This is a genomic window from Clostridium sp. USBA 49, from assembly GCF_900167505.1.
GTDB lineage: Bacteria > Bacillota > Clostridia > Clostridiales > Clostridiaceae > Clostridium_AT > Clostridium_AT prolinivorans.
In genome coordinates, this window is sequence record NZ_FUYD01000005.1 from 16,302 (window position 1) to 34,184 (window position 17,883).

Below are 17,883 nucleotides of genomic sequence, written 5' to 3' on the forward strand. Positions count from 1 at the left end.
ATCAAAAGGTGATGTTGTAAGCTAACTAAAAGGGATTAAGTTAAATTAGCTTAGTCCCTTTTTAAATAGAGGTGTTTTATTATGGGAAATATGGTAGAGTGCAGGGAGCTTAAATACCAATACGCAGGGACAGAAGAAGAAAATGGTAAAATTGCAATAAATAATATAGATATAAACATAAAAAAAGGTGAATTTCTTGTAATATTAGGACGAAATGGTTCTGGAAAATCAACATTAGCTAAGCATATTAATGCTTTACTTCTTCCTACTTCTGGCAAAGTATATGTAGATGGATTAGATACATCAGATCCAAATAATTTATGGAATATAAGAAATAAAGCTGGTATGGTGTTTCAAAATCCAGATAACCAAATAGTGGCAACTATTGTTGAAGAAGATGTAGCTTTTGGACCAGAAAATTTGGGTATAGAACCAAGTGAAATAAGGAAAAGAGTAAATGATGCTCTTAAAACAGTAGATATGTATGAATATAGAAAACATGCTCCTCATCTTTTATCAGGAGGTCAAAAACAGAGGATTGCTATAGCTGGTATATTAGCTATGAGACCAGAATGTATTGTTTTTGATGAACCTACTGCAATGCTTGATCCATCTGGAAGAAAAGAAGTAATAAAAACTATTAAAGAAATAAATAAAATTTATGGTATTACTATAGTGCTTATAACTCACTTTATGGAAGAAGCTGCAGAAGCTGATAGAATAATTGTAATGGACAAAGGAAGCTTAATAATGGAAGGGACTCCGAGAGATATATTTAGTAAAGTTTCAGTAATGAAAAATATTGGATTAGATGTCCCACAAGTTACTGAATTAGCTTATGAATTACAAAAGAGTGGTATTAAAATTGATACTAACATATTAACTATAGAAGAAATGGTGGAAGCATTATGTCAATTAATATAGAGAATATAACACATATATATATGAAAGGTTCTCCCTTTGAAAAAAAAGCTTTAGATAATGTATCTATTAAAATAAATGATGGTGAGTTTATTGCACTTATAGGTCATACTGGTTCAGGGAAATCTACTTTAATACAACATATAAATGGATTATTAAAACCTGACAATGGTAAAATATTTATAGATGACATAGACATTACAAGTAAGAATATAAAACTTAGTGAAATAAGAAAAAAAGTAGGACTTGTTTTTCAATATCCAGAATATCAACTTTTTGAAGAAACTATAGAAAAAGATATAGCTTTTGGTCCTAAAAATTTAGGCTTAAGTGAAGAAGAAATAAATAATAGGGTAAAAAGAGCTATGAATATGGTTGGACTTGATTATGAAACTTATAAAAACAAATCTCCATTTGATTTAAGCGGAGGTCAAAAAAGGAGAGTTGCCATAGCAGGAGTTGTTGCTATGGAACCTAATGTACTTATTTTAGATGAGCCAACTGCTGGATTAGATCCAAAAGGAAGAGATGATATATTAAACCAGGTAAAGTTACTTCATAAAGAGTATAAAATGACAGTAATTTTAGTTTCTCACAGTATGGAAGATGTAGCTAAAGTTGCTGATAGAATATTAGTTATGCATAAAGGTAAATGTATACTTGATGGAAAACCAGAAAAAATATTTAAAGAAATAGATACTTTAGAAAGTGTTGGCTTAGCAGTCCCACAAGTTACGTATTTAATGAAAGCTCTTAAGGAAAAAGGCTTTGATATATCAGAAGATGCATTTACCATAAATCAAGCTAAAAATGAAATATTAAAGATTTTAAGGAGAGCAAAAAATGATTAAGGATATTACTCTAGGACAATATATACCTGGTGAATCATTTGTACATAAGCTTGATCCAAGAATTAAAATAATAATTTCTATAATTTTTATATCTTCTCTTTTTATAATAAATAATTTTAAAGGATATATATTTGTAGTTGCATTTATTGCAATCACTATAATAATATCAAAAGTTCCTTTTAAATTTATATACAAAGGATTAAAACCAATATTCATATTACTTATATTTACCGCTTTTATAAATATATTTATGACAACTGGTGAAGGCACACCTTTAATTCATTGGAAATTTATAAAAATATATAAAGAAGGACTTATACTAGCAGCTTTTATGATAATAAGGCTTACTTTCCTTATAATAGGAACATCACTATTAACATTGACAACTTCTCCAATTGAACTAACAGATGGTATAGAGAAATTATTAAATCCTTTTAGAAAGATAGGTATACCTTCTCATGAATTAGCAATGATGATGACTATAGCTTTAAGGTTTATTCCAACTCTTATGGATGAAACTGATAAAATTATGAAAGCTCAAATGGCAAGGGGAGCCGATTTTGAAAGCGGAAACTTATTTGCTAGGGCTAAAAATTTAATTCCATTATTAGTACCTTTATTTATAAGTTCATTTAGAAGAGCAGATGAACTTGCTATGGCTATGGAAGCAAGATGTTATAGAGGTGGAGAAGGAAGAACAAGGATGAAGGTATTAAAGTTAGAAAATAGAGATTATATAGCAAGTAGTTTCACTGTTTTGTATGTATTATTATGTATTTTTAGTAGAAGCTAATAATTTTTTATGAGGTAAAAATATGAGAAATATAAAGCTCGTAATAGAGTATGATGGAACAAATTATTCTGGCTGGCAAATACAAAAAAATGCTACAAGTGTTCAAGGAAAACTTCAAGAAACATTAAAAAAAATAACAGGTGAAGATATTGAAGTTATAGGATGCAGCAGAACTGATGCTGGAGTACATGCAAGAAGATTTGTTGCTAATTTTAAAACAGAAAGTAAAATACCTTATAAAAATTTTAAAGCTGCTTTAAACAGTAATCTTCCTTCTGATATTGTAATAATAAATTCAGAAGAAGTTTCTTTAGACTTTCATTCTAGGTATTCAAGTAAAGGAAAACTTTATAGCTATACCATATTAAATAAAGAAGAGCCAGCTGCTATAGGCAGAAATTATGTTTATCATTATAAAAGAAAACTAGATGTTGAAGCAATGAATAAAGCTTGTAAATTTTTTTTAGGCACACATGATTTTGCGGCTTTTAAAAGTTCAGGAAGTTCAGTAAAAAACACTATAAGGACTATACAAAAAGCTTATTTCAAAGTAAATGCAGATAAAATAATTTTTTATATTGAAGCTGATGGGTTTTTGTATAATATGGTAAGAATAATAGTAGGTACTTTAATTGATGTAGGTATTCATAAAATAAATCCAGAATATGTGTTAGAAATAATAAAATCTAAAGATAGAAAAAGAGCTTCGAAAACAGTTCCGGCAAGTGGATTATGTCTTGAATTTGTCTATTATTAAATAAAGGAAATTTATTGACACACCAGGTCGAATGTATTATAATGAATAATGTTGTATTATGTAGTGTATAAGATCCACTAGCCCCGGGTCTTGACATAGATAAACGTTTTTTATGTAGAGTTCAGGGAGGGAAAAAGATGAAATCATACTTAGCAAAAAAGAATGAAATTGAAAGAAAATGGTATGTAATTGATGCAGCAGGGAAACCACTAGGAAGAGTTGCAAGCCAAGTTGCTACAATTTTAAGAGGAAAACACAAACCAATATTTACACCAAATGTTGATACTGGAGATTTCGTAATAGTTATTAATGCTGAAAAAGTTGTTTTAACAGGAAAGAAACTTGATCAAAAAATGATGAGACATCACTCATTATATCCAGGTGGATTAAAAGAAACTCCATATAGAGAAGTTTTAGCAAAGAAACCTGAATATGCTTTCAAAGAAGCAGTAAGAAGAATGCTTCCAAGTGGACCATTAGGAAGAGATATGCTTAGCAAATTAAAAGTATATAGAGGTGCTGAACATGAACATGCAGCACAAAAACCAGAAGTACTTGAGTTAAAGTACTAGTTATTGGAAGCAGGAGGGAGGATTTAAAATGGCTAAAGTTCAGTATATAGGAACTGGAAGAAGAAAAAAATCAGTCGCTAGAGTTAGACTTGTACCAGGTGAAGGTAAAATAACAATTAATAAAAGAGATATAGAAAATTATTTTGGATTAGAAACTTTAAGATTTATAGTTAATCAGCCATTAGTATTAACTGGAACTAAAGAAAAATTTGATGTTATAGTAAATGTTAATGGTGGAGGATATACAGGTCAAGCTGGTGCTATTAGACATGGAATAGCTAGAGCATTAGTTAAAGCTGATGAAAATCTTAGACCAGAACTTAAGAAAGCTGGTTTCTTAACAAGAGATCCAAGAATGAAAGAAAGAAAGAAATACGGTCTTAAGAAAGCTAGAAGAGCACCACAATTCTCAAAGAGATAAAAATATCTTTTTCCAAGAAAGTACGCTTGGAATTTCAAAATTTGCTCAAAGAAGATACAAACGTCAGGGGAAGAGCCTCTGGCGTTTTTTTATTTCAAAAAAATTACCAAAAATTTTATAATTTAAAAAAATAAATTTAGTCAAAACTATAATAAAGGTTTTAAATTAAATCTAAATAAAAAACCTTATAAAAGTAGTAAGTTTTATGTTCTTATAATAAATAAGGAAAATAATAAAACTTATATAAGAAATGAACAAATACATTAAAAACAATAAAATTATCTATGCAACAAATCTATTCATTAAAAATATTTCTCTTGAACAAAATTTTAAAGGAGGTATTTTTGATGATTATACAAAAAATAAAAGGTAAATTGGGCATAATTGCTTTTTTTGCAGTAATTTTAGCTATATATAGTATATTACCAGTATCAGCACGAAATAAAGGTACAAATGATAAGAAAACTATTCTTATAGATGCAGGACATGGTGGATATGATGGCGGAGCAATAGGTAAAACAGGAATAAAAGAAAAAGATATTAATTTAGCTATAAGTCTTAAACTAAAAGATGCTTTAATAAAAAATGGATACAAAGTTGTTATGATCAGAGAAACAGATAAAGCACTTATAGAAGAAGGAAAAAGAAATACTACTAAAAAAGCACAAGATATGGAAAATAGATGTAAAATAAAAGAAGAGTCCAATGCAGATTTATTTATAAGTATACATCAAAATCATTTTCCACAAGAGAAATATTATGGTGCACAAGTATGGTATTCTAATAATGAAAAAAGCAGTACATTGGCTCATATAGTACAGGAAAATTTAAAAATAGATTTAAATCATGATAATAAAAGAGTAGAAAAACCTGCAAAAAATAATTATAAAATTTTATCTTGCAGTGATAAAATGCCATCAATTTTAGTAGAATGTGGTTTTTTATCAAACTATGAAGAAGAAAAGAGACTTTTAGATGAAAATTATCAAGAAAAAATTGTAGAATCTTTAGTAAAATCAATAAATGAGTATTTTAAAAAAGAAAATATGTAATTATAAAAACGACATATTTCCCAGGGAATATGTCGTTTTTTACAATTAATTTATAGAAAAATTAAAAAATTAAAAAATTTTAGATTGTATTAAAGATAATTTAATTGACAATAGACATCATACAACGTAAAATAATGTTAGACAACTATTTTGAGCGATTAAATATATAAAAAGGTGGTATAGTTATGAGAAGTGATGCAATAAAAAAAGGTAGCAAAAGCGCACCACATCGTTCTTTATTAAATGCTTTAGGGCTTACTAAAGAAGAAATGGATAGGCCGCTTATAGGTATTGTAAGTTCACAAAATGATATAGTACCAGGTCATATGAATCTAGACAAAATTGTAGAAGCAGTTAAAATTGGAGTAGCAATGGCCGGAGGTACACCTATTGTTTTTCCTGCAATTGCTGTTTGTGATGGTATAGCAATGGGACATCAAGGTATGAAATATTCACTTGTTACAAGAGAGCTTATTGCAGATTCAACTGAAGCAATGGCTATGGCACATGCATTTGATGCTCTTGTAATGGTTCCTAATTGTGACAAAAATGTGCCGGGACTTTTAATGGCAGCAGCAAGAATTAATATTCCAACAATTTTTGTAAGCGGAGGCCCTATGCTCGCTGGGAAAGTAGATGGCTGTAAAACAAGTCTTTCAAGTATGTTTGAAGCAGTTGGAGCTTTTAATGCAGGAAAAATTACAGAAGAAAAACTTGAAGAATTTGAGAATAAGGCTTGCCCAACATGTGGTTCTTGTTCTGGAATGTATACAGCAAATAGTATGAATTGCTTAACAGAAGTTCTTGGAATGGCATTACAAGGTAATGGTACTATTCCAGCAGTTTATTCAGAAAGAATTAAGCTGGCAAAACATACAGGTATGAAAATTATGGAATTACTTGAGAAAGATATAAGACCAAGGGATATTATGACAGAAGATGCATTTAAAAATGCATTAACTATGGATATGGCTCTTGGATGCAGTACAAATAGTATGCTTCATTTGCCAGCAATTGCCCATGAAGCAGGAGTTGAATTAAATATTGATTTAGCTAACGAAATAAGTTCAAAAACACCAAATCTTTGTCATCTTGCCCCTGCAGGAAATACATACATTGAAGATTTACATGAAGCTGGTGGAATTTATGCAGTTATGAATGAAATAAATAAACTTGGTTTATTAAAAACAGATTTAATTACATGTACTGGAAAAACTATTGCTGAAAATATCAAAGGTTGTTATAACAAAAATACTGAAGTAATTAGACCTGTTGATAACCCTTATAGTGAAACTGGAGGAATAGCAGTCCTTAGAGGAAATCTTGCACCAGATTCATGTGTAGTTAAACGTTCTGCTGTTGCACCTGAAATGTTAAAACATGAAGGACCAGCAAGAGTATTTGATTGCGAAGAAGATGCCCTAGATGCTATAAATTCAGGGAAAATAGTTGCCGGAGATGTTGTTGTGATAAGGTATGAAGGTCCTAAAGGAGGCCCTGGAATGAGAGAAATGCTTAATCCAACTTCAGCAATTATAGGAAGAGGATTAGGGAGTTCAGTAGCTCTTATAACAGATGGACGTTTTAGTGGTGCTACTAGAGGTGCTGCAATTGGCCATGTTTCTCCAGAGGCAGCTGTTGGAGGAAATATTGCATTAGTTGAAGAAGGAGATATAATTCAAATAGATATTACAGCTAATACAATTAATTTTCTTGTAAGTGATGAGGAATTAGAAAGAAGAAGAGCTAATTGGAAACCTAGAGAGCCTAAAATTACAACTGGGTATCTTTCAAGATATGCTGAACTAGTAACATCAGGGAATAGAGGTGCTGTTTTAGAAATCCCTAAAAGATAAATAATATAAATGAAAATTTATTAAAGCATATAAATTTTTTAACCTTTTTCAATAATATATTAATTAGTATTATAACACATTTAGTTTAATATTATAAAATAATAGTCATAAATCTATAATATTTTTCGTTTGTTTAAGCGTTAGTTAAGTTTAACGAAAATACTTTTGATTTATGGCTATTTTAATATTAAATATTTTTATAAAAAATTAGTTTATGAACTATATTTTATTTATTCTATAAATAAAAATTAATTTTTATTTGGGAAATTTAGTTTTTATTCATTATCAATTCCTAATCCTCTCATGGCATGGATAATATGAAGTTTCATAGCGGTTTCAGCTCCTTGAGCATCTTTTTTAGAGAGAAAATCCATAACCATTTTATGATCATTAATTGTATCTTGTATTAGTATGGGGTTATCTTCGGATAAAATTACACCTTTATAAATAGCTTTATAAATAATAGGCATAAGTTTATCCATAAATTCATTATGAGTTGCTTTAGCAATAGAATTATGAAATGCTTGCTCAACCTCTGTTCTATCTTCGTTTTTTAAAATTTTTTCTTCTTCAAGTTTTCCATAATAAATAATTCGTTCTAAATCTTTATCAGTAGCCCGCTTTGCTGCATAATAGGCTATTTTAGGTTCAAATATAAGTCTCATTTCATATAAATCTTTTATATTAAGTCTTATACTAGAAAGTTCTGACAAATTAAAATGCTCATAAAAATTTGGATTGTTAGTGATAAAAGTACCTTTGCCTCTTTTAATTTCTAATACATTGTGAGCAACTAAAATGCGTATGGCTTCTCTTAATGTAGTTCTACTTACACCAAGTTCAGAAGAAAGCTCATTTTCATTGGGGAGTTTATCTCCTGGGGCGAATTTTTTATCTATTGTAATCATTGCAAGTATGTCATCAGCAATAGTTTCTGCTAAAATTTTTTCCCTTTTAGACATAAAAACAACATCTCCTTTTATTAAGTACTTAAAGAATACAATAAGCATTAATATTTTTCAATAAAATAATAAATAATTTAATGCAACATATGAATTTTATAATGTAATTTTTAAGCTTATATAGAAATATTGTCTTACAAAAAACATTTTTATTAAATGTCGACCATTTTATTATATATAGATATAATAGAAATTTAGAAACACTATAAATTGTATAGTATAAATTAATTTACAGCTTATTGAAAGTTAATTATATTATGAAAATATCTTTATTTTTATATAAATAAAAACCATGCATAAATGGCATGGTTTTATTTATAATATAATTTTATTTATAACATGGTTTTACTTATAGTATGGTTTTAGTTTAATATAAATTTTTATGACCTTCTAACCAATCAATAAATTGACGAGCTGTTCTTGGTGAACGTCCATTGTATGAGAGCTCCCATTTTAAAGCTTCTTTGCATAGTTCTTCTTTATTTATTGAAATATTTCTTTTTGTTGCAATACCATTTACTATTTTTAAGTATTGATTTTTATCTGGAGCAGAAAATACTACTGTTATGCCAAATCTATCTGCAAGAGATAGTTTTTCTTGAATAGTATCTGCTGCATGTATTTCTTCATTTGTATTAGATGATGAAAGACCATTTCTATCATTAAAAGTCTCTTTTATTAAATGTCTTCTGTTTGATGTAGCATAAATTAAAACATTATTTGGTTTATTTTCTAAACCTCCTTCAAGTAAGGCTTTTAATGCAGTATAATTTTCATCATCTTCTTTAAATGATAAGTCATCTATAAAAATAATAAATTTTTGAGGTTTATTTCTTACGGCTCTTAAAATAAGAGGAAAATCTGTAAGATAAGATTTAGGTATTTCTATTATTCTTAACCCTTGATTGTGATATTCATTTAAAAGAGCTTTTACTGTTGAAGACTTTCCTGTACCTCTATCTCCATATAAAAGAACATTATTTGCACTAAAACCTTTTAAAAACTGTAATGTATTTTCTATGATTTTTGAACGTTCTAATTCATATCCAATAAAATCTGAAAGAGAAATTGTGTCAAACTCATAAATTGGTTTAAAATTTCTTTCATACCCTGAATTTTCCCAAACAAACGCTCTATAACGGCTAAATATACCGCAGCCATATTTTTCATAATATTCTATTAAATATTTAATGCATTCATTCCACCTGTTACAATCATATAAATACTTTCTCATTGATTTATAATGATTTGGATATTGTTCATTTTCAGATAAATCCTTATATTCTGTTTCCCAATCCGGAAGATTTTTTATTGTTTCATAACTAAATTCAATATTATTAAAAATTTCTAATGCATAAGTTTTTATCATACTAGAAGCAATTGATGATATAATTTGTAAATTATTCAAATCTTTTTCAACAGTTTTTTGCAAAATATATGCTTCTTTATTTTTCGACTGTAATTTTAAAGAAAATGGATTTTCGTCAAAAAGAATTAATTCTATGACAAGATCTTTTAAAGATTTATTAGAACTATAGCATAATTTTAGGAAAAAATCATTATAAAGATTAGTAAAATAAGATAAATCAATTTTTTCTTGATTTAGATAATCAAAAAGCTCATATAATTTGTTAAGAGCTTTGTTTTCTAATAAATTTCTATATATAGAAAGTGAATCAAAAGCTAATTTAGTTCTTTTAATTTTAGAATTTGTATAAGATTCCTCCATAAAAATTCCTCCAGTTAAATAAAATGAATTTTTAAAATATGCAATTTTAAATTTCAGATTTTTATGATTTTTGATATTTTAAAATTAATATACTCTTATTTTAGAAATGTGTCAATTGATTAATTTTTTTAAAAATATAAATTTATACTTGACAAACAAAGATAAAAAAAGTATTATTTATTATAAACACAAAAACTTATTTAAAAAAATGATGTAGCAATCTTCAGATTACTGCATGTAAAATTATTATTTCATTCAATACGTGAAAAACAAAGATAGGGATAAGTATGCAGAGCTTTTATCTCACAGAGAGCGGAGAAAGGTGGAATTCCGTAGATAATTGCTGCAGAAACTCACCCTAGAGTTGCAGGCTGAACTTATAGTAAGCTGTGCCGGTTTACGCCGTTATTAAAGTAAGTAAAAATTTGGGTGGTACCGCGGCAGACTCTCGCCCCAAGCAAGAGGTCTGTCTTTTTTTATTTCAATTTTAAGGGAGTGTGTGGAGGAATATGGGAAATAGGATTTTTATATTTGATACAACGCTTAGAGATGGAGAACAAACTCCTGGAGTGAATTTAAATAAATTAGAAAAACTTGAAATTGCAAAGCAGTTAGATAAATTAGGTGTAGATGTTATTGAAGCAGGTTTTCCAATAGCTAGTCATGGAGATTTTGAAGCAGTAAAATTAATTGCTCAAAATGTAAAAAGACCTATAATTACAGGTTTAGCCAGAGCTGTAAAAAAAGATATAGATAGAGCTTGGGAAGCATTACAATACGCAGAAAGACCAAGAATACACACTTTTATTGCAACTTCTGATTTGCATATGAAATATAAGTTAAATATGTCTCCAGAGGATGTTTTAAAAAGAGCAACTGAAATGGTAAGTTATGCTAAGTCATTATGCAATGATGTAGAATTTTCACCAGAAGATGGAACAAGAACAAATCCTGAATTTTTATATAAAGTATTGGAAGCAGTAATAGATGCCGGAGCTACAGTAGTTAATATACCAGATACGGTAGGTTATGCAGTACCTAATGAGTTTGGTGAATTTATTCGTTCAATTAAAAATAATGTTCGAAATATTGACAAAGCAATTATTAGTGTACATTGTCATAATGATTTAGGCCTTGCTATAGCTAATTCTCTTGCTGCAATTGAAAATGGTGCAACACAAGTTGAATGTGCAATAAATGGGCTTGGAGAAAGAGCTGGAAATGCTGCTTTAGAAGAATTAGTAATGATTCTTAAGACAAGAAAAGATTTATTTGATAAAATTGAAAACAATATTATTACAGAGCAAATTCATAATACAAGCGAATTGGTAAGGCAGCTTACTGGAATTCAAATTCAGCCTAATAAAGCTATTGTTGGTGCAAATGCTTTTGCACATGAATCAGGTATTCATCAACATGGTGTATTAAGTTGCAGAGAAACTTATGAAATAATGACACCTGAATCCATTGGATTAAAGAAAAGTTTAGTGGTTTTGGGCAAACATTCAGGAACTCATGCTTTTGAACAAAGATTAAAAGAATTAGGCTATACCAATTTAAGTCAAGAAAAAATAAATGAGGCGTTTCAAAAATTTAAAGATTTGGCAGATAGAAAAAAGGAAATATGCGATGAAGATATAGAATCATTAATTAGACAAGAAATAGTTCATGAAAAAGAAATTTTCCAATTAGAATCTTTCCATATTTCAAGTGGCAATAATTTAAGTGCTACTGCTACAGTAAAAATAAAAAATGAAGAAGGCATATCAGAAGAAGCTGCTTGCGGAGAAGGTCCTATTAATGCGGTTTTCAAAGCTATAGATAGAGCTGTAGGACTTGAAATAAACTTAAAAGATTATTTCTTAAAATCAATTACAGGAGGAACTGATTCATTAGGAGAAGTTTCTGTAAGAATTGAAAATAATGGAAAAATTTTTACAGGCAGAGGAATTAGCATAGATATAATTGAAGCTAGTGCAAAAGCATATATAAATGCAATAAATAGAATGCTTAATAATTCAGAAATGATTTCAACAAAATAATTAAAAATAATTCAAATTTCAGAAAAAAGAATGTTGACTTTTTGACTTAAACATAGTAAATTAATAATTAATAATTTTCATAAAATTAAACTAATAAATAACAAATAAAAAATATAAGTAAATACAAGCTATGAAGGGAAGAGTATGCAATAGTGTTGTTTAAAAGAGAGCGGGGTAAGGTGAAAGCCCGTAAACAAAATGTTGCAGAAAATCATCCCGGAGCTGCAGGCTGAACTTATAGTAAGCTGTGCCGGCTGTTGCCGTTATATAAATGAGTAAAAATTTGGGTGGTACCGCGACAGACTTTTCGCCCCAGGGTGGAGGTCTGTTTTTTTATACCTAAAAATTAAAATAGTTTAATTTTTAATTAGTTTTAGCATAAAAAAATAAAAATAATAAAATCTTGAAAGGTGGAATAAAAAATGGCAAAAATGTATTATGACTATGATGCAAATTTAGAATTATTAATGGGGAAAAAGGTAGCAATAATTGGTTATGGAAGTCAAGGGCATGCACATGCATTAAATCTTAAAGATAGTGGTGTAGATGTTGTTGTAGGTTTGTATACAGGAAGTAAATCCTGGAAGATAGCTGAAGATGCAGGGCTTAAAGTTATGAAAACAGATGAAGCTGTAAAATATGCAGACTTTATTATGATTCTTATACCAGATGAAAAACAAGCTGAGCTTTATAAAAATAGTATAGAACCTAATTTAACTGAAGGAAAATCTTTACTATTCGCCCATGGATTTAATATTCATTTTGGACAAATTAAGCCACCAGCATTTGTTGATGTATTTATGGTAGCACCAAAAGGACCTGGTCATACAGTAAGAAGTCAATATCAAGAAGGAAAAGGAGTACCTTGCTTAATTGCAGTATATCAAGATTATTCTGGTAAAGCAAAAGAATATGCTTTAGCTTATGCAAAAGGAATAGGTGGAACAAGAGCTGGAGTACTTGAAACTACTTTTAAAGAAGAAACTGAAACAGATCTTTTCGGAGAACAGGCAGTTCTTTGCGGAGGAGTTACAGAGCTTATAAAAGCAGGTTTTGAAACTTTAGTAGAAGCAGGATATCAACCAGAAAGTGCTTATTTTGAATGTCTTCATGAAATGAAACTTATTGTAGACTTAATCAACCAAGGAGGATTAAGCTACATGAGATACTCTATTAGTGATACAGCTGAATATGGAGATTACTCTACTGGTAAGAGATTAATTACTGAAGAGACAAGAAAGGAAATGAAAAAGGTACTTTCAGAAATTCAAGATGGAACTTTTGCTAGAAAATGGATTTTAGAAAATCAAGCAAACCGTCCTTCATTTAATGCTATTAGAAAAAGAGAACAAGAACATCAAATTGAAAAAGTAGGTAAAGAATTAAGAAAAATGATGTCTTGGATTCCAAATAAATAAAATATATTTTTAGGTTATATATTTAAGAATAAAAAAGAATAAAGGAGTGGTGAAAAATTGGGAATTTAAAAAATAATAATAAAATATTTATTTACGATACGACTTTAAGAGATGGTGCACAATCGGAGGGAATATCTTTTACTGTAGAGGATAAATTAAAAATTGCACTTCAATTAGACGCTTTTGGAGTAGATTATATTGAAGCCGGGAATCCCGGCTCCAATCCAAAAGATTTAGAATTCTTTTACAGAGTCGGAAAATATCAATTCAAAAATGCCGTTCTAACTGCATTTGGAAGCACAAGAAGAGCAGGGATAAGTGTAGAGGAAGATTCCAACATTCAATCTTTATTAAAGGCAGATACAAAAGCAGTAGCTATATTCGGGAAAAGTTGGGATTTCCATGTTACTGAAATTATTAGGACTTCTTTAGAAGAAAATTTAAGTATGATTAAAGATACTATATATTATCTTAAAAGTAAGGGAAAAGAAGTTATTTTTGATGCAGAACATTTCTTTGATGGATATAAAGAAAATGAAAATTATGCAATGAAAACAATAGAAACAGCTATAGAAGCAGGGGCAGATTGGGTTGTTCTTTGTGATACAAATGGTGGAAGTTTACCTTCAGAAATAGCTGAAATTGTAAAAAAAGTTACAAGTACATTTAATGTTCCTATAGGAATTCATTGTCATGAAGATGGAGGAATGGCTGTTGCTAATACGCTAGTAGCAGTAGAAAATGGAGCGCTACAAGTTCAAGGTACAATAAATGGATATGGAGAACGTTGTGGGAATGCAAATCTATGTACTATTATTCCTAATCTTAAATTTAAGATGAAAAAAGATTGTGTATTTGAAGATAAAATACGTGAATTAACATCTTTATCTCGTTATATAAGTGAAATTGCAAACTTACCTCACAATGAACATTTACCATATGTAGGAAATAGTGCATTTGCACATAAAGGTGGAATGCATATTGACGCAGTATATAAAAATTCAAAATCTTTTGAACATATTTCTCCAGAATTAGTTGGAAATGAAAGAAAAATATTAATGTCAGAAGTTTCAGGGAAAAGCACTATTCTTTCAAAAATTCAAAAGGAAGCTCCTTGGGTTACAAAAAATTCAAAAGAAGTGCAAGAAATAATTGATAAACTCAAAAAATTAGAACATGAAGGTTATCAATTTGAAGGAGCAGAAAGTTCTTTTATACTTTTAGTAAAAAGAGCTTTGGGAAAAGGTAAAGAGTTTTTCTCGGTTAAAGATTTTAATATAATATGTCAGGAAAAATATAATGGAGAGTATAATTCTTTAGCTACAATAAAAGTTGAAGTTGATGGATTAGAAAAACTTACAGTTGCAGAAGGTGATGGACCTGTAAATGCTATAGATACAGCACTTCGCAAAGCATTAGAGAGCTTTTATCCTGCTCTTAAAAGAGTAAGGTTAACCGATTATAAAGTAAGAGTACTTGGGTCAAATGAAGCAACTGCTGCAAAAGTAAGAGTTCATATTGAGTCAACAGATGGAGAAAATGTTTGGGGGAATGTAGGAGTATCTAGCAATATAATAGTAGCAAGCTGGATTGCCTTAGTGGATTCTATAGAATATTTTCTTTATAAAGAAATGGAACAACAAGGAGGAGATAATAATGGGCATGACGATGACACAGAAAATTCTGGCTGCTCATGCAGGGCTTAAAAGCGTAAAAGCAGGAGAATTAATAAAAGCAAAATTAGATTTAGTTTTAGGAAATGATGTAACAACACCTGTTGCGGTAAAAGAGTTTGAAAAAATAGGAATAAATAATGTATTTGATAAAGAAAAAATAGCAATTGTTCCAGATCACTTTACTCCTAATAAGGATATTAAATCTGCAGAACAGTGTAAATGTATAAGAGAATTTGCAAGAAAAATGGAAATTAAAAATTATTTTGAAATTGGTCAAATGGGGATTGAACACGCTTTAATTCCTGAACAAGGATTAGTAGTTGCAGGTGATGTTGTTATAGGTGCAGATTCTCATACTTGTACTTATGGAGCGTTAGGAGCTTTTTCTACTGGTATAGGAAGTACTGATATGGCAGCAGGGATGGCTACAGGTGAAGCTTGGTTTAAGGTACCTGAGGCTATTAAATTCGTTCTTAAAGGAGAATTAAATCCTTGGGTAAGCGGAAAAGATGTTATTCTTCATATAATAGGAGAAATAGGAGTGGATGGAGCTCTTTATAAGTCTATGGAATTTACAGGTGATGGACTAAAAAGCTTATCTATGGACGATAGATTTTCAATGGCAAATATGGCAATTGAAGCTGGAGCTAAAAATGGAATTTTTGATGTAGATGAAAAAACTATTGAATATATAAAAGCTCATTCTACAAAAGAATATAAAATTTATAAAGCAGATGAAGATGCAGAATATGCTAAAGTTATAGAAATAGATTTATCAACTATTAAGCCTACAGTGGCTTTCCCACATTTACCTGAGAATACAAGAACTATTGATGAAGTTGGAGATATCAAAATAGATCAAGTTGTAATTGGTTCTTGTACTAATGGAAGAATTGAAGATTTGAGAACTGCTGCTAAAATTTTAAAAGGTAGAAAAGTAAATCCTAATGTAAGGGTAATTATTTTCCCAGCAACACAAAAAATTTATTTACAAGCTATGAGAGAAGGGCTTTTAGAAATTTTTGTAGAAGCAGGAGCAGCGGTAAGTACTCCTACTTGCGGACCTTGTCTAGGAGGTCATATGGGAATTTTAGCTAAAGGTGAGAGAGCAGTTGCAACAACTAATAGAAATTTTGTAGGAAGAATGGGTCATCCAGAAAGTGAAGTATATTTAGCAAGTCCTGCAGTTGCAGCAGCTTCTGCAGTAACTGGAAAAATATCTTCACCAGAAGAACTTGGAATGTAGGAAAGGCGGGAGATAAAATGTTAAAAGGAAAAGCTATTGTATATGGAAATAATGTAGATACAGATGTAATTATTCCTGCAAGATATTTAAATACTAGTGATCCTAAAGAACTAGCAATGCATTGTATGGAGGATTTAGATAAAAATTTTTCTAGTAGAGTAAAACCAGGTGATATAATGGTTGCTGGAAAAAATTTTGGCTGTGGATCTTCAAGAGAGCATGCGCCAATTGCTATTAAAGCATCAGGAATAGGATGTGTTATAGCAGAAACCTTTGCTAGAATTTTTTATAGAAATGCTATTAATACAGGTCTTCCTATTATGGAATGTCCTGAAGCTGTACAAGATATAGAAGATAATGACGAAATTACTATAGATGTAAATACTGGGATTATTACAAATATTACAAAAAATAAAACTTATCAGGCAGAGCCTTTTCCACCTTTTATTCAGGAAATTATTAATGCAGAAGGATTGATTAATTATATAGCAAAGGCGGTGAAAAAATAATGAAAATTGCTGTTATTCCAGGAGATGGAATAGGACCAGAGGTTATAAAACAAGCTTTAAAAGTTTTAAATACAATTTCTAAAAAATACAATTGTTCTTTTGAGTTTGAAGAAGTACTTATGGGAGGTATTGCTATAGATAAAACTGGTGTACCTTTACCTGAAGAAACTATTAATATTTGTAAAAATAGTGATGCTGTTTTATTAGGGGCTGTAGGAGGAGAAAAATGGGATACTCTTCCTGGACATCTTAGACCAGAAGCAGGACTTTTGGGTATAAGAAAAGCTCTTGGAGTTTTTGCAAATTTAAGACCAGCTATATTATTTCCTCAGTTAAAATCCGCTTCCACCTTAAAAGAGGAAGTCCTTGGAGATGGACTCGATATTATGGTTATTCGTGAGCTAATCGGAGGGGCATATTTTGGAGAAAAAAAGAGAATAGAAACAGAAGAGGGACCTAAAGCTTGGGATACTATGATGTATTCAGCTTATGAAATTGAAAGAATTACTCATGTTGCATTTAAAACAGCAATGAAGAGAAAAAATAAGCTTACATTAGTGGATAAGGCTAATGTTTTAGAAAGTTCAAGGCTTTGGAGAGAAATTGTATTTAAAATTGCTAAAGAATATCCACAAGTACAGCTTAATACTATGTATGTAGATAATGCTGCTATGCAGCTTATAAGAAATCCAAGACAGTTTGATTTAATATTAACTGAAAATTTATTTGGAGATATTTTAAGTGATGAAGCATCAATGCTTACAGGTTCACTTGGTATGCTTCCATCTGCAAGTCTTGGAGAAGGTAAAAGAGGATTGTATGAACCTATTCATGGTTCTGCCCCAGATATTGCTGGACAGGATAAAGCAAATCCAGTTGCTACAATTTTAAGTGTTGCTATGATGCTTAGATATAGTTTTGATATGGATGATGCAGCAAATGATATAGAATCAGCTGTATCAAAAGTATTAGATGAAGGATATCGTACATTAGATATTTATGAAGCGGGGACAAAAGTTGTTGGTACAGAAAAAATGGGAGATTTAATAGTAGAAAAAATTTAGACAAATTCTAATAA

Annotated in this window: 16 protein-coding genes and 2 other annotated features; of the genes, 14 read left to right on the top strand and 2 right to left on the bottom strand. The window is 29.8% G+C overall.

The genetic code is table 11. The annotated features are described in order from the left end of the window. The first annotated feature begins 81 nt into the window (after positions 1-81). The 8 genes from B5D11_RS06390 to ilvD all read left to right on the top strand — a co-directional run bounded on the left by B5D11_RS06390 (position 82) and on the right by ilvD (position 7,223). Complete coding sequence (locus tag B5D11_RS06390) at positions 82-924, top strand: energy-coupling factor transporter ATPase (RefSeq protein WP_078682220.1); 843 nt, start codon at positions 82-84, stop codon at positions 922-924. Further along, positions 909-1,772, top strand: a complete 864-nt coding sequence (locus B5D11_RS06395) for an energy-coupling factor transporter ATPase (protein WP_078682221.1) — start codon at positions 909-911, stop codon at positions 1,770-1,772. The genes B5D11_RS06390 and B5D11_RS06395 overlap by 16 nt, the downstream gene beginning before the upstream one ends. Then, complete coding sequence (locus B5D11_RS06400) at positions 1,765-2,565, top strand: energy-coupling factor transporter transmembrane component T family protein (RefSeq protein ID WP_078682222.1); 801 nt, start codon at positions 1,765-1,767, stop codon at positions 2,563-2,565. Before B5D11_RS06395 ends, B5D11_RS06400 begins: the two co-directional genes overlap by 8 nt. Before the next feature lie 22 nt (positions 2,566-2,587). Further along, positions 2,588-3,322 carry a tRNA pseudouridine(38-40) synthase TruA gene (gene truA, locus B5D11_RS06405; protein ID WP_078682223.1) on the top strand — a complete coding sequence of 245 codons (735 nt, stop codon included), beginning with the start codon at positions 2,588-2,590 and terminating at the stop codon, positions 3,320-3,322. A 137-nt stretch (positions 3,323-3,459) separates the two neighbouring features. Next, complete coding sequence (rplM, locus tag B5D11_RS06410; protein ID WP_078682224.1) at positions 3,460-3,894, top strand: 50S ribosomal protein L13; 435 nt, start codon at positions 3,460-3,462, stop codon at positions 3,892-3,894. 28 nt (positions 3,895-3,922) lie between these two features. Beyond that, positions 3,923-4,315, top strand: coding sequence for a 30S ribosomal protein S9 (gene rpsI / locus B5D11_RS06415; protein ID WP_078682225.1), 393 nt, complete (start codon positions 3,923-3,925; stop codon positions 4,313-4,315). Between the two features lie 347 nt (positions 4,316-4,662). Then, positions 4,663-5,367, top strand: coding sequence for an N-acetylmuramoyl-L-alanine amidase CwlD (cwlD, locus tag B5D11_RS06420; protein WP_078682226.1), 705 nt, complete (start codon positions 4,663-4,665; stop codon positions 5,365-5,367). A 185-nt stretch (positions 5,368-5,552) separates the two neighbouring features. Then, the gene (gene ilvD, locus B5D11_RS06425; RefSeq protein WP_078682227.1) at positions 5,553-7,223 is read left to right on the top strand and encodes a dihydroxy-acid dehydratase; all 1,671 of its coding nucleotides are present in this window, start codon (positions 5,553-5,555) and stop codon (positions 7,221-7,223) included. Between the two features lie 275 nt (positions 7,224-7,498). On the opposite strand, the gene B5D11_RS06430 is transcribed toward ilvD, so the two are convergent. After that, positions 7,499-8,185 (bottom strand): FadR/GntR family transcriptional regulator, encoded by a 687-nt coding sequence (locus tag B5D11_RS06430; protein ID WP_078682228.1) that lies wholly within the window; start codon positions 8,183-8,185, stop codon positions 7,499-7,501. Positions 8,186-8,552: 367 nt separating this feature from the next. After that, positions 8,553-9,914, bottom strand: a complete 1,362-nt coding sequence (locus B5D11_RS06435; RefSeq protein WP_078682229.1) for an ATP-binding protein — start codon at positions 9,912-9,914, stop codon at positions 8,553-8,555. A gap of 263 nt (positions 9,915-10,177) precedes the next feature. Next, positions 10,178-10,373, top strand: a binding site (T-box leader). Positions 10,374-10,423: 50 nt separating this feature from the next. Between B5D11_RS06435 and B5D11_RS06440 the strand changes: the two genes are divergently transcribed. The 6 genes from B5D11_RS06440 (at position 10,424) to leuB (ending at position 17,869) form a co-directional block, all read left to right on the top strand. Beyond that, the gene (locus tag B5D11_RS06440) at positions 10,424-11,956 is read left to right on the top strand and encodes a 2-isopropylmalate synthase (protein WP_078682230.1); all 1,533 of its coding nucleotides are present in this window, start codon (positions 10,424-10,426) and stop codon (positions 11,954-11,956) included. A gap of 121 nt (positions 11,957-12,077) precedes the next feature. Beyond that, positions 12,078-12,274: a binding site (T-box leader), on the top strand. A 104-nt stretch (positions 12,275-12,378) separates the two neighbouring features. Further along, the gene (ilvC, locus tag B5D11_RS06445; RefSeq protein WP_078682231.1) at positions 12,379-13,374 is read left to right on the top strand and encodes a ketol-acid reductoisomerase; all 996 of its coding nucleotides are present in this window, start codon (positions 12,379-12,381) and stop codon (positions 13,372-13,374) included. Between the two features lie 56 nt (positions 13,375-13,430). Beyond that, positions 13,431-15,080, top strand: a complete 1,650-nt coding sequence (gene cimA, locus B5D11_RS06450) for a citramalate synthase (RefSeq protein ID WP_078682232.1) — start codon at positions 13,431-13,433, stop codon at positions 15,078-15,080. Further along, positions 15,031-16,296, top strand: coding sequence for a 3-isopropylmalate dehydratase large subunit (gene leuC / locus B5D11_RS06455; protein WP_078682233.1), 1,266 nt, complete (start codon positions 15,031-15,033; stop codon positions 16,294-16,296). Before cimA ends, leuC begins: the two co-directional genes overlap by 50 nt. Positions 16,297-16,313: 17 nt before the next feature. Continuing rightward, positions 16,314-16,805 carry a 3-isopropylmalate dehydratase small subunit gene (gene leuD / locus B5D11_RS06460; protein ID WP_078682234.1) on the top strand — a complete coding sequence of 164 codons (492 nt, stop codon included), beginning with the start codon at positions 16,314-16,316 and terminating at the stop codon, positions 16,803-16,805. After that, on the top strand, positions 16,805-17,869 hold the full coding sequence (gene leuB, locus B5D11_RS06465; RefSeq protein ID WP_078682235.1) for a 3-isopropylmalate dehydrogenase: 1,065 nt from the start codon (positions 16,805-16,807) through the stop codon (positions 17,867-17,869). Before leuD ends, leuB begins: the two co-directional genes overlap by 1 nt. The last annotated feature ends 14 nt before the right edge of the window (positions 17,870-17,883 follow it).

Excerpts from the sequence above, each read along its gene's own strand:
- rplM (WP_078682224.1), top strand. The coding sequence starts at position 3,460 with ATGAAATCATACTTAGCAAAAAAGAATGAAATTGAAAGAAAATGGTAT.
- B5D11_RS06400 (WP_078682222.1), top strand. The coding sequence starts at position 1,765 with ATGATTAAGGATATTACTCTAGGACAATATATACCTGGTGAATCATTT.
- leuC (WP_078682233.1), top strand. The coding sequence starts at position 15,031 with ATGGGCATGACGATGACACAGAAAATTCTGGCTGCTCATGCAGGGCTT.
- B5D11_RS06395 (WP_078682221.1), top strand. The coding sequence starts at position 909 with ATGTCAATTAATATAGAGAATATAACACATATATATATGAAAGGTTCT.
- truA (WP_078682223.1), top strand. The coding sequence starts at position 2,588 with ATGAGAAATATAAAGCTCGTAATAGAGTATGATGGAACAAATTATTCT.
- ilvD (WP_078682227.1), top strand. The coding sequence starts at position 5,553 with ATGAGAAGTGATGCAATAAAAAAAGGTAGCAAAAGCGCACCACATCGT.
- leuB (WP_078682235.1), top strand. The coding sequence starts at position 16,805 with ATGAAAATTGCTGTTATTCCAGGAGATGGAATAGGACCAGAGGTTATA.
- B5D11_RS06430 (WP_078682228.1), bottom strand. The coding sequence starts at position 8,185 with ATGTCTAAAAGGGAAAAAATTTTAGCAGAAACTATTGCTGATGACATA.
- B5D11_RS06390 (WP_078682220.1), top strand. The coding sequence starts at position 82 with ATGGGAAATATGGTAGAGTGCAGGGAGCTTAAATACCAATACGCAGGG.
- B5D11_RS06440 (WP_078682230.1), top strand. The coding sequence starts at position 10,424 with ATGGGAAATAGGATTTTTATATTTGATACAACGCTTAGAGATGGAGAA.
- B5D11_RS06435 (WP_078682229.1), bottom strand. The coding sequence starts at position 9,914 with ATGGAGGAATCTTATACAAATTCTAAAATTAAAAGAACTAAATTAGCT.
- leuD (WP_078682234.1), top strand. The coding sequence starts at position 16,314 with ATGTTAAAAGGAAAAGCTATTGTATATGGAAATAATGTAGATACAGAT.
- cwlD (WP_078682226.1), top strand. The coding sequence starts at position 4,663 with ATGATTATACAAAAAATAAAAGGTAAATTGGGCATAATTGCTTTTTTT.
- rpsI (WP_078682225.1), top strand. The coding sequence starts at position 3,923 with ATGGCTAAAGTTCAGTATATAGGAACTGGAAGAAGAAAAAAATCAGTC.
- ilvC (WP_078682231.1), top strand. The coding sequence starts at position 12,379 with ATGGCAAAAATGTATTATGACTATGATGCAAATTTAGAATTATTAATG.